The 13,487-nt window shown below is 60.7% G+C and carries 8 protein-coding genes; 6 read left to right on the top strand and 2 right to left on the bottom strand.

The window, feature by feature from the left end:
- Nucleotides 1-47 precede the first annotated feature (47 nt).
- Nucleotides 48-1,715 carry a GH39 family glycosyl hydrolase gene (locus OHL18_RS03585; RefSeq protein ID WP_263373456.1) on the top strand — a complete coding sequence of 556 codons (1,668 nt, stop codon included), beginning with the start codon at nt 48-50 and terminating at the stop codon, nt 1,713-1,715.
- Nucleotides 1,716-1,899: 184 nt separating this feature from the next.
- On the top strand, nt 1,900-3,801 hold the full coding sequence (locus OHL18_RS03590; protein ID WP_263373457.1) for a sensor domain-containing diguanylate cyclase: 1,902 nt from the start codon (nt 1,900-1,902) through the stop codon (nt 3,799-3,801).
- A 29-nt stretch (nt 3,802-3,830) separates the two neighbouring features.
- Here the strand turns inward: OHL18_RS03590 and OHL18_RS03595 are convergent, their stop codons facing one another.
- Nucleotides 3,831-4,259 (bottom strand): hypothetical protein, encoded by a 429-nt coding sequence (locus OHL18_RS03595; protein ID WP_263373458.1) that lies wholly within the window; start codon nt 4,257-4,259, stop codon nt 3,831-3,833.
- Between the two features lie 376 nt (nt 4,260-4,635).
- The gene (locus OHL18_RS03600) at nt 4,636-7,929 is read right to left on the bottom strand and encodes a TonB-dependent receptor (RefSeq protein ID WP_263373459.1); all 3,294 of its coding nucleotides are present in this window, start codon (nt 7,927-7,929) and stop codon (nt 4,636-4,638) included.
- Nucleotides 7,930-8,626: 697 nt separating this feature from the next.
- Between OHL18_RS03600 and OHL18_RS03605 the strand changes: the two genes are divergently transcribed.
- From OHL18_RS03605 to OHL18_RS03620, 4 genes are all read left to right on the top strand, one after another.
- Complete coding sequence (locus OHL18_RS03605; protein WP_263373460.1) at nt 8,627-9,691, top strand: VWA domain-containing protein; 1,065 nt, start codon at nt 8,627-8,629, stop codon at nt 9,689-9,691.
- Between the two features lie 215 nt (nt 9,692-9,906).
- Complete coding sequence (cysD, locus tag OHL18_RS03610) at nt 9,907-10,860, top strand: sulfate adenylyltransferase subunit CysD (RefSeq protein ID WP_263373461.1); 954 nt, start codon at nt 9,907-9,909, stop codon at nt 10,858-10,860.
- A 151-nt stretch (nt 10,861-11,011) separates the two neighbouring features.
- A complete protein-coding gene (gene cysN / locus OHL18_RS03615) occupies nt 11,012-12,682 on the top strand; it encodes a sulfate adenylyltransferase subunit CysN (RefSeq protein WP_263373462.1) in 1,671 nt (556 codons plus the stop codon).
- Entirely contained in the window at nt 12,679-13,389 is a 711-nt protein-coding gene (locus tag OHL18_RS03620) for a phosphoadenylyl-sulfate reductase (protein ID WP_263373463.1), read from the top strand. The genes cysN and OHL18_RS03620 overlap by 4 nt, the downstream gene beginning before the upstream one ends.
- Nucleotides 13,390-13,487: the final 98 nt, after the last annotated feature.

Raw genomic sequence — 13,487 nt, forward strand, 5'->3', positions numbered from 1 at the left:
CCTGACTGGACTGGACTTTGATTACCCTCATGATGCAGACTTCGCCCATGCAAAGACTGTGGGTGGGAGCGGTGCTGAGTGTCGCGGCTGTATGTACGGCCGCGGCGCAAGTGGGAACAACAGGCGAGCCGATAAAGATTACGGTCCATGCCGGCGAGCGTACCGGAAAGTATTCACCCGACTGGAACTACTTTGGAGCGGATGAGCCGAACTACATCACCGCACCGAACGGGAAGAAGCTGCTGCGCGAGCTCCACGATCTGAGCCCCGTGCCGGTCTACTTCCGGCCGCATAACCTGTTGACGACGGGTGACGGCACCGGCTCGCTCAAGTGGGGATCGACGAACGCCTATCGCGAGGATGCCGACGGCAAGGCCATCTACGACTGGACGATCACCGACAGGATCTTCGACTCGTTGAAAGACGCGGGCATCAGGCCACTTGTCGAGGTAGGCTTCATGCCCGAGGCCATGTCGACGCACCCGCAGCCTTACCGGCATGACTTTCCTAAGGGTGACGTCTTCACCGGATGGAGCTATCCGCCAAAGGACTACGACAAGTGGGGGGCTCTGGTCGAAGCCTATGCGACGCATCTCAAGTCGCGCTACGGCGCGGATACGAACACCTGGCTGTGGGAGGTCTGGAACGAACCGGACATCGACTACTGGCACGGCACGCCGGAGGAGTACGACCGGCTCTACGACGTCACCACGGCTGCAATTCGCAAAGTCATCCCAGCGGCCAAGGTAGGCGGCCCTTCAGCAACGGGGATCAATGAGGGCAAGTCCGAGCACATGCTCCGCCAGTTTCTCGAGCACTGCGAATCCGGCAAGAACGCGGCTACTGGTGGCGTAGGCGCGCCGCTTGACTTCATCAGCTACCACCCCAAGGGTTCCCCAAAGGTCGTCGACGGCCACGTCGAGATGGCACTGGGACGCCAGCTCGCCTCGGTCGAGCGCGGAATGAAAGTGATCGCATCCTATCCGAAGTGGAAGCAGACGCCGATCCTCATGACCGAAATCGACCCCGAAGGCTGCGCGGCCTGCAAGGGCCCGCAGAACGGCTATCGCAACGGGCCACTCTACGGGGTCAGCGTCGCCGAGGCGATGGCTCGCAGCTATGAGCTGGCGAAGATCTACGGCGTCAATCTCCAGGGCGGTGTCACCTGGGCGTTCGAATTCGAGGACCAGCCTTACTTCGCCGGCTTTCGCGAGCTGGCGACCAACGGGATCGACAAAGCAGTCCTGAATGTCTTTCGCATGTACGGCAAGCTGGGCGGCGACTGGGTAAAGACCGAAAGCTCCGGTGAGCTGGGCGTCGAGGAGATCATTCGCGACGGAGTCCGCGCGAAAGACGACGTAGGTGCCATCGCGACGCGCCGTGCACGCGAGGTCGATGTCATGCTGTGGAACTACTCCGATGAGGACGTAACCGCAGCGCCTGCTGCGATCAGGATGCAAATCGATGGTCTCTCGAAGGGAGCCGTGCAGGTAGAAGAGTTCCGCATGGACGAGAACCACTCAAACGCCTACGGCATCTGGAAGCGAATGGGATCGCCTGCGCGACCGACAGCCGCCGAGCAGGGCGAGCTGGAACAGGCAGGGAAGTTGGATTCCTCAGAACCGGGAAGATCGGTAGCCGTGAAACACGGCACGGCCGATCTATTGACGTCACTACCAAGACAGGGTGTTGTGTTGATAAAGCTTCAATGGTGATGGCGCGTGCCATGCAGATGAAGCCAAGGTGTTATTCCTGGCCCGTTCGTCACTGTCGTATAAAGAGCCAGACAGTCAGAGATGCCGAGGGGGAGCGAGGCCGTGGCCGGTCGGTTCCGTGCGACTGAAGAATAGGATTCCTCCTCCCATGCCATTGTCACAATACAGGAGCATAGCGAAAGCGATGGCGATCTCCGCCGATCCGATCGAGAAGAGGCCTCGCACTCTCCAGGATGCCCTCTTCGAGAGCGGCATCCCGCAGGCATGGCTGGGCACACTGGCGGCGACGTTCCTCGGCCTGCTCGTGCTGGGCCATGTAGATCGCCCGAACCTGCTGTGGCCGGTCAGCGGCATAGCGCTGGCCCTGTGCCTGCCGCACTGGCAGAGGGGGTGGGGAAAACGGATACGGCTGCTGGTAGGCTCGGCGTCCGGCTTCTGGACTGCGGCGGTGATCCTCGGAATGCCCTGGCGACTGGCGGCGTTGCTCTCCATCTTGACCTGCATCGATATCGTCCTCGGTGGATGGGCGCTGAGCCCCGCGGTGAAGACCTTCGAAGACCTCAAGGACGAGCGCAATATCCTCACGTTCCTGCTTGCGGCGGTATTGATTCCGCTGGTGACCGGGTCGCTTGGTGCCTATCCGGTAGCGATCTTCCTCAAGCTGCCACCAAGTCAAACCCTGTTGATGAACGTCATGGGGAACTCCCTGGGGATCGCGGCCTGCATGCCGCTGGTGCTGCTACTGCGCAGCGGAGACTGGCTGGGGCTCGACAAACTGCGCCGGGACAATGAGAGGCAAGGCGGCCAGGAGCGGGACAAGCTAAGAATCGCTGCAGCGGCAACATTCTTCGTTGCTGTCTCGGTGTTCGTCTTCTGGCAGCAAACAAACCCGTTTCTGTTCATGGTCTTTCCGCCCATGATCCTCCTCATCCTCACGATGGGCCTCGAGGGTTCCGTCCTCTCGTCGGTGGCACTGTCGGTGATCGGCTGGTTCGGGACGATGCACGGCCATGGGCCGGTCATGCTGGCGAAGGGTACGCCGATGCACCAGTTCCTCATCTTCCAGGGATTCGTTTGGATCAGCCTGGCCACATCGCTGCCGGTCGGCGCTCTGATCGATGAACGCCGCCGTGCGGAGCACAGGGCAAAAGAGTCCGAGTCGATCTACCGTGTGCTGCTACAGAATGCGGACGACCTCATCGTCCTTTCGTCCATCAATGGAGAAAGCCGCTATGTGTCGCCTGCGGTGACCCGGCTCTCGGGATGGACGCAGGAGGAGTACTTGGCGATGGACCGGTTCGACACCTTCCACGAAGAAGACCAGGAGATGGCCCGGGAGGCCGTGCAGAAAATTCGTGCCGGATCGGGAGAGCAGACGATTCAGTATCGGATGCGCGAGAAATCAGGCGGCTGGAAGTGGGTGCGGGCGGTAGTGCGCGCGTATGGCGTCGAGGGCGAGGCGATCGCAGGCTATGTCGGCACCATCCGAGACATCTCCGGCGAGAAGCAGATTGAAGAGATCTGGAGCAGGGAACGGCAGGGCCTGGTAACGGAGAAGCGCCAGATGGCCGCCCTCGCCAGCACCGACTCGCTCACCGGGTTGCTGAACCGCAGAGGCTTCGAGGAGCAGGTAGAAGTCCTGAAGCGACGCGGCAGCTTCCCCGTGTCCTTACTCATGGTCGACATCGACCACTTCAAGCGCTACAACGACCGCTACGGACATCTCCAGGGAGATAGCTGCCTGACCCAGGTAGCCCAGGTGCTGCGCTCGCATGCGACCCGCACCAACGACATCGCAGCGCGACTCGGTGGAGAAGAGTTCACCGTAGTGCTGGTCGGTGCCGGGTTGCAGGATGCGCTGCGCGTATCTGAAGCCATGCTGTCGGTGCTACGGTCGGTGGGTATTGAGCACGGCGCAAGCCCATTCGGTGTAGTTACGATGAGCGTGGGAGCCGCAGTCCATGCGAGTGGAGATCTGGATATCGAGCAGCTCATGGCGCAAGCCGACAGCGCCCTTTACCTCAGCAAGCGGACTCGAAACCGGGTAACGGCATACTCGCAACAAGCGGAACTGGCGCGGGCGTAACTCGTTTCGTAGAGTGAATCCCACTCGTCTTATGCGGTGGTATTGACGACGTTCCCAGTGGAGCTCCCACCCTGGAGGAAGAAGCTGGCCAGGGTATTGATCGCGCTGGTGGTGTCGCCGGACGAGATCGAACTCGAGAGCGAAGCGAAGAGTGTCTGCAGCGGCGTGGAGCTCGTACTGCTCGAGGTGCTCGATACCTCGAGGTCCTTCTCCAACTGGGTCAGGTCGGTCTGCGCGGCAGAGGTGTCATTTGCGGCCAGGTCTTTGAACAGCGTGGCCAGGTCGCTGCCCAAGCTGGTCAGACCCGAGGTAGAGGGTCCGCCCAGGGCGGCGGTGGTAATGGCGCCAATTGAGTTGGTCTCCGCTGTGTTGCTCGACGAGGCGACGTTCGCCACAAGCTGTGCGTTCACGCTCGATTGGAGAAGCGAGGAGTACGAGGAATCAATGGTGAGAGACATAGGAGGGCTCCGAAATGGCTGACTAGGGAGGTATCGGCCCGAATGGCAAAACCTTTAGCCGTACCTCCAAATGTGAAGGAATACCCAATCTGCTTAAGGCCAAGCCTTCAGCCGTACCGTAACCTCTCCCATCGCCATCATTCTGAGCGAAGCGAAGAATCCCCGCATTTCGCCTTCGCCGTGGCCTGTTCTTCCCATCCCGCGCCAAATCAGATCGCGGCAAATCTACACCACGCAACCCTGAGACCCGACACCAGAACCTTCCTGTAAAACAGGGTCTTGCTTAAGGGCACGGCTTCAGCCGTGCCGTAACCGGCCGGTCTGCCATGCGGCTTTAGCCGCTGAGGTGTGCTTTCGTTCCGTTCTCAACCAGCCTCTAGAACACGAGCTTCAACCCAAACTGGATCTGCCGCGAAGTCGTAGCGGTAGCCGTAATAACCCCCGCCGTAGGCGAGACGCTGGGAGCGGTGTAAGTGCCCGCCACAAGCGTCGGCGCAGAGGCAAACGTGATCGCGTTCGGAGTCGTAAAGTTCGTATGGTTCAGGACGTTGAAGAACTCCGACCGGAACTGCAGGTTATAGCGCTCACTGATGTGGGTCGACTTGAGCAGCGACAAGTCCAGCTCGGCAAGACCAGGGCCGGTGAGAGTGTCGCGGCCCAGGTTGCCAACCGCTCCGCCAGTGATGGCACCGGTCTTTGAAGAGAGCGTCGAAACGGGAGCAAGGAAGGCCGCAGGGTCGAACCACTCGCCAACCTTCTTCGGATACAGATTGCCGTGGTAATCGGGGTTGATGTCCGGCCTCACCGGGTTCCTCGTGTCGCCTGATCCCGTTGGGTTATAGCCAAGCTGCGGGCTGAAAGGGAAGCCCGATTGCAGGTCGGCGATGGCACTCACCGTCCATCCCGATGCCGCCTTGTCCAGCGTCGGAGCAAGGTTCGAGGCAAACCGGTGGTTGCGGCCGAAGGGCAGATCATAGGTGCCGTTGATCGCGGCGATGTGGTTGATGTCCGTAGCAGCGCGCCCGTAGTCGAGGCTGGTCAGCGTAGGCACCGAGACATAGGCCGGCGTGTTGGCAGAGACGCTGGTGTTCCACGCCGAGCCATTGTCGAGATTTCGCGACCAGGTGTAAGTACCGCGGAACTGCAGGCCGTTCGCGAAGCTGCGCTTCAGGTCGACTTCAAGAGCGTGATAGTTCGAGATGCCCGTCGAGAACCACGAAGTAGTGTTCGCGACCAGCGGATTCGCCTTCGTAGTCGTCGGATAGAAGATCGTTCCTGCGGCCACTCCATTCGGGCAGGCAGCGTTGGGGCAGGTGACAAACGCAGGCTCGTTCTGGTCGCCGGAGAGCACCTGGTGATACCCATGCGATCCGATATAGCCCACAGTAAGCGACGTGTGAGCGGCCACCTTCTGCTCCACTCTCAAATTCCAATTCACCACGGCGGGCGTGTCGATATTGGGCTGCACGTTCGAAGGCGAGATGAGCGTGCTCGCACTGGGCTGCGAGGCGGCCGTGAAGTTCAACGACGAGACCGCAACGTTCGACTGCGACAGCGTGGTGTTGAACGGCGCGGACTGGTCTAGCCGGTAGTCGAGGTTATCGAGCAGCGAGTGGTGCAGCCCGAAGCCTGCCCGGATGGAGGTCTCGCCATTCTTGAACGGGTCCCACGCCAGGCCGACGCGGGGCTCAGGCAGAAACTTCGCGCGGTTGTCCGTCAACGCCGCAGAGCCCGTCGTCGGTGTGGTGTTGATGATGCCGTTGGTGAATCCGTAGACGCTCGCCCGCCCCTGCGACTCGTTGAAGCCGTTCGTGGACTCGAAGCGGATACCCGCGCGAAGCTCGAGGTTAGGCAACAGATGGACCGTGTCTTCGAGATAGCCCGCACCCATCCACGAGCGCCATCCAAGCTCCGTCGGGTTAGGAACGACCGTGAAGGTCTTCACCGTCCCTTGCAGGAACGTTGTGAGGCTTGCGAACGAAGCTTGGCCGTCCTGGTTCTGGGCCAGGTTGTCGTTTGACTGCAGCCGCTGAATCCATCCCCCTGCTTCAATCTGGTGCCGCCCAAGCGTGTAGTAGATGTGGTCGTCGAAGGTGAACAGGTTGCGCGTGGTCGCGTTGTCCGAGCCGACGTTCGCGCCGGCTCCCGTGATCTGCGATGACCCGTTCGAAGCGGTGCTGCCCGCGATCACAATCGCACCCACAGGCTTGCCCGCAACCCATCCGGGAACGTCCGCACCGCCAAGCGGCGTGGATGCGCCAAGGAAGAAAAAGCTCGCGCGCGAAAATCCGACGCGCGCCGTATTCAGCAGCCGTGGCGAAAAGACGTGCTGTTCCTGCACGCTCAGGACTTGCTCGCGGAGGTCTTCGTTGATGAGCGAGTACGGGTTCTGGGTCGGGGTGTTCGCCGTGGAATCGTCGATCGTGTACACCGCGAAGAGCAGATCGCTGGGTGTGATGTTGGCGTCGAAGCGGGCGGTGCCGAAGTCTTCGCGAATGTGCTGAATGGGACTCGAGAACGCCTGCGCGATGCCGGTAGGAAGACCGCCCGAGGTAAGTTCAGGCCCGTTGGCGACGGGCCAAAGATCAAGCAGCGCGGCCACACCCGGCGCGACACCGACGTTCGTCAGCGCGCCCGTCTTGGCGTTCGGCACGAGTCCTTGGCGGGCGTTATTGTCAGGCACCAGCGTGACATCCGAGAGGCCAAGGTTCTGGCGGTAGCCCTCGTAGTTGCCAAAGAGAAACAGCTTGTCGTGCTTGATCGGGCCGCCAAGCGATGCGCCGTAGTTGTTGCGCTGAAACTCAGGAAGCCTTCTCGCCCCATTCGCTTGATCAAAATAATTCCGCGCGTCCAGCGCCGAGTTGCGGATGAACTCGTACGCTCCGCCGTGGATCTTATTTGTGCCGCTGGCGGTTACGATTGAGATCTGCGCCCCCTGGCGCTTGCCGTAGCTGGCGGAGTATGTGTCGGAGACGACGTTGAACTCGCGCACCGCATCGACTCCCAATAGCTGCCCGCTGGTGCCGCCCGGGGTGACGTTGATCAGCGAAGCTCCGGTGTACTCAATACCGTTGAGCAGGAAGAGATTGTCCTGCGGACGCCGTCCCGAGATGGCGAACATATTGCCCACCGACGAGTTCGAAGTGCCGATCGATCCCGACCGCTGGCCGGTGTAGTTCACGGTAGCCGGGTTCAGCGTGATGAGCTGGTCGTAGCTGCGACCGTTCAGCGGAAGCTGCTTCACCTGGCGCTCATCGACCAGGCCGGAGGTCTGCTCGGTGCTGGTGTTGACCGTCGTGCCTGCGGCGTCGACACTTATGTTTTCCGAAGCTCCGGCGGGCCGAAGGGTGAGGTCAAGGGTAGTGCTTTGGCCGACGACCAGCTCGACGTGTTTGCGATGTTCATCGGCAAATCCTGCGTCGGTAACGGTGATCTCGTAGCTGCCGATGGCCAGCGACGGTGCCGCATACCGGCCGTCCGCTCCGGTAAGCAGACGGCGCTCGGTGCCGGTCTCTTCGTTGTGAATCACAACCGTCGCTGCGGCGATGCGCGAGCCGGTCGAATCAGACACGGTGCCTGAGATCGAGCCTCCCACCACCTGGGCGTGCAGAGGGGCGCATATAGCGGCAGGCGAGAGAAGCAGTGCGAACAGTGCGGTGCGGGTATTCAATGTGGACTCCTGAGAGGGTGCGATCTGGCCGGTGCTTCTCTCAGGCGGTTGATGGGGAATTAAATCAGAAAACCCACGCATCGCCTGAGGTGGCGGCTGCGTGGGTTTGTATGTTTCCTAAGCTTATGGCTTCGCTATCTTTCTGGATAAAGCGCGAAGCGGGAGAGCAGGATTCAGACCGACGCGGCCACTGAGCTGTCGCAACAGAAGCGACAGGAGTGACAACACAGGGCGACGGTAGAGCGAATGTGCATGCTTTTTTGAGCGTAACGGGGATTTGATCCGGGGTCAAATTCTGAAGCTGGGAGTCTATGAGCTTGTTGAAGGCTCAAGGGCAGGAGCTTGCTCATAAGCCCCGTGGGAGCGTGTTTGTAAGTTCGGGGCGTCAGGGAGCGTGTTGCAATCCCGGTTGTGCTTAAGGGCACGGCTTCAGCCGCTAAGGGACGCTTTTGTTCTGTCTCTAAGTCTTTCAATGACTCTTTATGTCCTGATTGCAATACCCGGCCTTGCTTAAGGGCACGGCTTCAGCAGTGCCCTTACCGACCGATTCGCCATGCGGCTTTAGCCGCTGAGGTACAGCTTTCCTTCCGTCTCTACCTCTTCCGGCAAGCTTTTTCAGTCTCAATCCCGCAGAATGTGAAGCAGTGACAGGCCACACGGCATCCTATAGACAGGGACAGGGAAAGCAGGAAAAGTGATGCGACTCGATCAACGGTTGGCCTTGGTTTCTCTTCTCTTATGCGGTGCAGCAAGTTCTGCGCAACAGGCTGTGCCTCTACGGGCGGAATCCGCGGATACCATCTCGCTCGATGTCGTGGTGACACCGAAGTCTGGTGTGCCTGTCCCAGGCCTTCAGCAACAGGACTTCGTGGTTCTGGATAACAAGATCTCGCGGCCTGTCACATCCTTCACCGCACTAGCCGGGCCACAGGCACCGATTGAGGTGATCCTGGTCGTCGACGCGGTGAACGCACGCTATGACACGGTGGCTTACGAGAGAGAGCGGATCGACAAGTTCCTGCTCGCGGATGGCGGAGAACTCACGCATCCGATGACCCTGGCGGTGCTTACCGATAAGGGAACAGAGATTCAGCAGGGGAGCTCGCGGGACGGTAAAGCGCTGAAGGAGGCGCTCGACCATGATGCGATTGGTCTTCGCACGATCGGGCGCAGCACAGGATTTTACGGAGCGGAGGACAGGCTCGATCTCTCTCTGAAGGCGTTGGATGGCCTGATCGCACGCGAGGAGACAAGGCCGGGGCGGAAGATCATCCTGTGGGTCTCGCCGGGATGGCCGCTTTTATCGGGACCGGGAGTTCAGTTGGATAACAAACAGCAGCAGCGGCTCTTTGGGCAGGTCGTTGCGCTCTCGACTCGCCTGCGACAGGCGCGTATTACGCTTTACAACATCAATCCGGTCGGGACTGGCGAAAGCCTTGTGCGCGCCGACTATTACAAGACCTTCCTGAACGGGGTATCGAAGCCCAGTCAGGCCAATCTCGGAGACCTGGGATTGCAGGTGCTGGCGACCCAGACGGGAGGCCTTGCCTTGACCTCGGACAACGACATCACCGCCATGCTTCAGCAGGCCACACGCGACACGAATGCCTACTACCAGATCTCGTTTGCGGCAGCTCCGGGGGAGCATCCCGACGAATATCACCGGTTGGATGTGCGGGTCGACAAGCCCGGCCTGATCGCGCGGACGCGAACTGGCTACTATGCCGAGCCGTCAGCCGAAGCCCAGGTGTTTGACAAATAGGCTGCATTCCCACAGGCTAGATACAGATGATTTCAACCTCCACCACCGCTTGTCGCATGTGCCGCAGCTTCTGTTGCTGTATGGCCTACGCGCGTGGGTGTGAGTGTTGTCGATAGTCTTCCTCCTTATCGCAACAACCTCGATGTATCGCACCCACGCACACCCAGCGTGGGTTTTTCGTCTTGCCTTCTAAAAAATCTGAATCAGGTGTGAGTATGTCGGTTTCTACGTTTGAAGAACGAGCGGCTGAAGACGCGGTGAATACCGGCGCCCCGCGTTTAAGCCATCTCCAGCTTCTCGAGGCGGAGAGCATCCAGATCTTCCGCGAGGTGGCCGCCGAGTTTCAGAAGCCCGTAATGCTCTACTCCATCGGCAAGGACTCCTCCGTCATGCTGCGGCTGGCGCAGAAGGCCTTCTTCCCCGGTCCGATTCCGTTCCCTCTGCTGCACGTCGATACCGGCTACAAGTTCCACGAGATGATCGAGTTTCGCGACAACCTGACGCGCGAGCTTGGCCTCGACCTGAAGGTCTGGCGCAACGAGCAGGCCATTCTCGACGGCGCAAACCCGGTAGCCCTGGGAACCCAGCGGTGCTGCGGTCTGCTGAAGACCACGGCGCTTCTCGACGGCCTTCGTAACTACGGCTACGACGCAGCATTTGGCGGCGCTCGCCGCGACGAAGAGAAGTCCCGCGCCAAGGAACGCATCTTCTCCTTCCGCGATAAAGTCGGCCAGTGGGACCCCAAGAATCAGCGTCCCGAGGTCTGGAATCTTTACAACGCAAGGATCTCGCCCGGCGAGAGCATCCGGGTCTTTCCGCTCTCGAACTGGACGGAGCTCGACATTTGGCACTACATCCTGCTCGAAAACATCCCGATTGTGCCTCTTTACTTCGCAAAAGAACGCGAGATGATCGTGCGCGGCGACTCCCTGATCCCTGTCGAGCAGAGCTTCGTAAAGGCCCTGCCCGGCGAGGTCCAGTGGGTCAAGTCGCGCCTTCGTTCGCTCGGCTGCAGCCCTTGCACCGGAGCGATCCGTTCCGACGCGGACACGATCCCGAAGATCATTGCGGAGCTCGTGGGCTTCCGCTCCTCGGAGCGTGCGAATCGCGTCATCGACCACGACACCGATGGATCCATGGAGATTAAGAAGCGGGAGGGCTACTTCTAATGCCAACCCTCACCACAAGAACCTGGGGGCCGCACATCTCGCTTCTCAGATGCTGGACCGCACAACCTCAAAAGTCGGGGTGCCCCATCCATGACGGCTTCATCGTCATGGGTGGGACGTACACCGCGACCCCGTCCCACCGGAGTCCCCAATGCCATCCCTAGAAGGAGTCCTGGAAGACGTGACGGAAGACCTAAGCCCCGACTTCGCCATCGAAGAGTTCCTCCACGCCGAGCAGGCGAAGGACCTCCTTCGCTTCAGCACCGCAGGGAGCGTGGATGACGGCAAGTCGACCCTCATCGGCCGACTGCTCTACGACTCGCGCAACGTCTACGAGGACCAGGTCCGTGCTGTCACCGGGGTTGCCACTTCCAGCACCGGATCGACAAACAGCGGCATCGACTTCGCCCTGCTCACCGACGGTCTGCGCGCGGAGCGCGAGCAGGGCATCACCATCGACGTCGCCTATCGCTACTTCTCGACCCAGCGGCGCAAGTTCATCATCGCGGACACGCCGGGGCATGAGCAGTACACCCGCAATATGGCCACGGGAGCTTCAACCGCGGACCTCGCGATCATCCTGATCGACGCCCGCAAGGGGATCCTTACCCAGTCGCGCCGTCACGCCTTTATCTCCTCGCTGCTAGGCATTCGACACATCGTCGCGGCGGTGAACAAGATGGACCTCGTCGACTACTCGGAGCAGGTCTATCGCGACATCGAAAAGGATCTGCGCGAGCTGGTAGGACGCTCGTTCGCCGCAGCGAATAACGAAGCCGATCTCTCAGCTTCGAGCCACGGAGCACCCGGCCTCTTGACGGTAATCCCGGTCAGCGCGCTCGTAGGCGATAACGTCGTCGATCGCAGCGTAAACATGCCCTGGTACGACGGGCCTACGCTGCTCGAACACCTCGAAGAGGTCCCCGTCGGCGCGAACCAATCAACGGTCGGCTTCCGCCTGCCTGTGCAACGCGTCATCCGCCCCGACCAGAACTATCGCGGCTTCGCGGGACAGATCGCCGCCGGCGTGATTCGCAAAGGCGACGAGATTGTGGCGCTGCCTTCAGGCCGTCGCAGCCGCGTCGCCTCCATCACTACCTTCGATGGCGATCTCGACGAAGCCCGCGCTCCTCTGTCCATCGCCCTCACGCTCGAAGACGAGCTCGACATCAGCCGTGGCGACCTCATCGTCACTCCAGACGCGCAGCCGCAACACGCGACGGCGATTGAAGCCGCTGTCGTCTGGTTCGACGGAGCGCGGCTCGAGACGCATAAGCCGTACCTGCTGAAACACGGGCCGCAGACCGTCAGTGCGCAAGTCACGCAGGTGCTCTATCGCAACAACATCGAGACCCTCGAGCATGAGGCCGTGCCCTCGCTCGGCATGAACGATGTGGGCGTAGTGGAGGTGCATGTCACGCGCCCGCTCTTCTTCGACGCGTACACGGAAAACCGAGCGACGGGAAACTTCATCCTCGTCGACCCCGCTACGAATGCGACCGTGGCCGCCGGCATGATCCGGCGCGGCGTCACCGGCGACCACTGGCGCGCGAAGCATAAGCCAGCGCTGGTCTTCGTACCGGAGGAGCGCGCGGACGCTATGGAGCTTGCGCTGCTGGCCGAGGATGTGCCGGTGGTGCGGACGAAGGTAAAGACCCCACGCGTTTTGCAGGCTCTTCTGGCGGCTGGCGTGGTGGTCTTGATCGAAGGACTGGCGGTGGTGGAGGACAGTGCGATCGATGCGCTGGAGATGACGGAAGGGGAGCTGCTGGAGCGGTTAAATCTCTCTCCGTTCAGTGCGCCGAAGGAAGGAGACGAATGAGCGAAGTTCTTGAAGCGTCTACAGCACCACGCGTGATCGGCACAGAAGAGAAGATCTTCAACGCGGAGCGCCTGGTGCACGACGAGCTTGTGAATCTGCCGCAGGATGCCTGCGTGACCAACAGCTTCCAGGCCGAGGACATGATTGTGCTGCACATGGTGCGGCGTCTCCTGCCCAATGTGCCCGTAGTGTTTCTCGATACCGGCTACCACTTCGCAGAGGTCTATGAGTACCGCGACCGCATGGCTGCCGAGTGGGGGCTGAACCTCATCAACCTCATGCCCGAGCTGACCGTCGCCGAACAGGAGTCGCAGTTCGGAATCCTGAACCAGACCGAGCCCAGCAAGTGCTGCGGCATGCGTAAGGTGAAGCCACTCTTCGCAGCGCTCGAAGGATATGGCCTCTGGTTCACCGGCCTTCGCCGCGAGCAGGCCAAGAGCCGCGCAGCGCTAAAGGAAGTGGAAGACTTTGCTCTCCCTTCCACAAAGACGATCCGCAAGATCAGCCCGCTCACGGAGTGGACGGCGAAGGATGTCTGGCACTACGCGCGAGTGCATGAGATTCCGCTCTTGAAGCTCTACGACAAGGGATATTCGAGCATCGGATGCGAGCCATGTACCAGCCTGCCGACGGACCCGAACGATCCGCGGTCAGGCAGATGGGGCGGCCAGAAGCAGGAGTGCGGGATTCACATTCAGGCCGGGTGAAGAATTCAGTCCGGTTGAAGAAACTCCGGGTGCCCCATCCATCGCGTTCTTGCCTTTTGCGATGGGTGGGAACGTAAAACCTTCCCCACCGCTTGTGT

Source organism: Granulicella aggregans (genome assembly GCF_025685565.1).
Classification (GTDB): Bacteria; Acidobacteriota; Terriglobia; order Terriglobales; family Acidobacteriaceae; genus Edaphobacter; species Edaphobacter aggregans_B.

Excerpts from the sequence above, each read along its gene's own strand:
- OHL18_RS03605 (WP_263373460.1), top strand. The coding sequence starts at position 8,627 with ATGCGACTCGATCAACGGTTGGCCTTGGTTTCTCTTCTCTTATGCGGT.
- cysD (WP_263373461.1), top strand. The coding sequence starts at position 9,907 with ATGTCGGTTTCTACGTTTGAAGAACGAGCGGCTGAAGACGCGGTGAAT.
- OHL18_RS03620 (WP_263373463.1), top strand. The coding sequence starts at position 12,679 with ATGAGCGAAGTTCTTGAAGCGTCTACAGCACCACGCGTGATCGGCACA.
- cysN (WP_263373462.1), top strand. The coding sequence starts at position 11,012 with ATGCCATCCCTAGAAGGAGTCCTGGAAGACGTGACGGAAGACCTAAGC.
- OHL18_RS03590 (WP_263373457.1), top strand. The coding sequence starts at position 1,900 with ATGGCGATCTCCGCCGATCCGATCGAGAAGAGGCCTCGCACTCTCCAG.
- OHL18_RS03595 (WP_263373458.1), bottom strand. The coding sequence starts at position 4,259 with ATGTCTCTCACCATTGATTCCTCGTACTCCTCGCTTCTCCAATCGAGC.
- OHL18_RS03585 (WP_263373456.1), top strand. The coding sequence starts at position 48 with ATGCAAAGACTGTGGGTGGGAGCGGTGCTGAGTGTCGCGGCTGTATGT.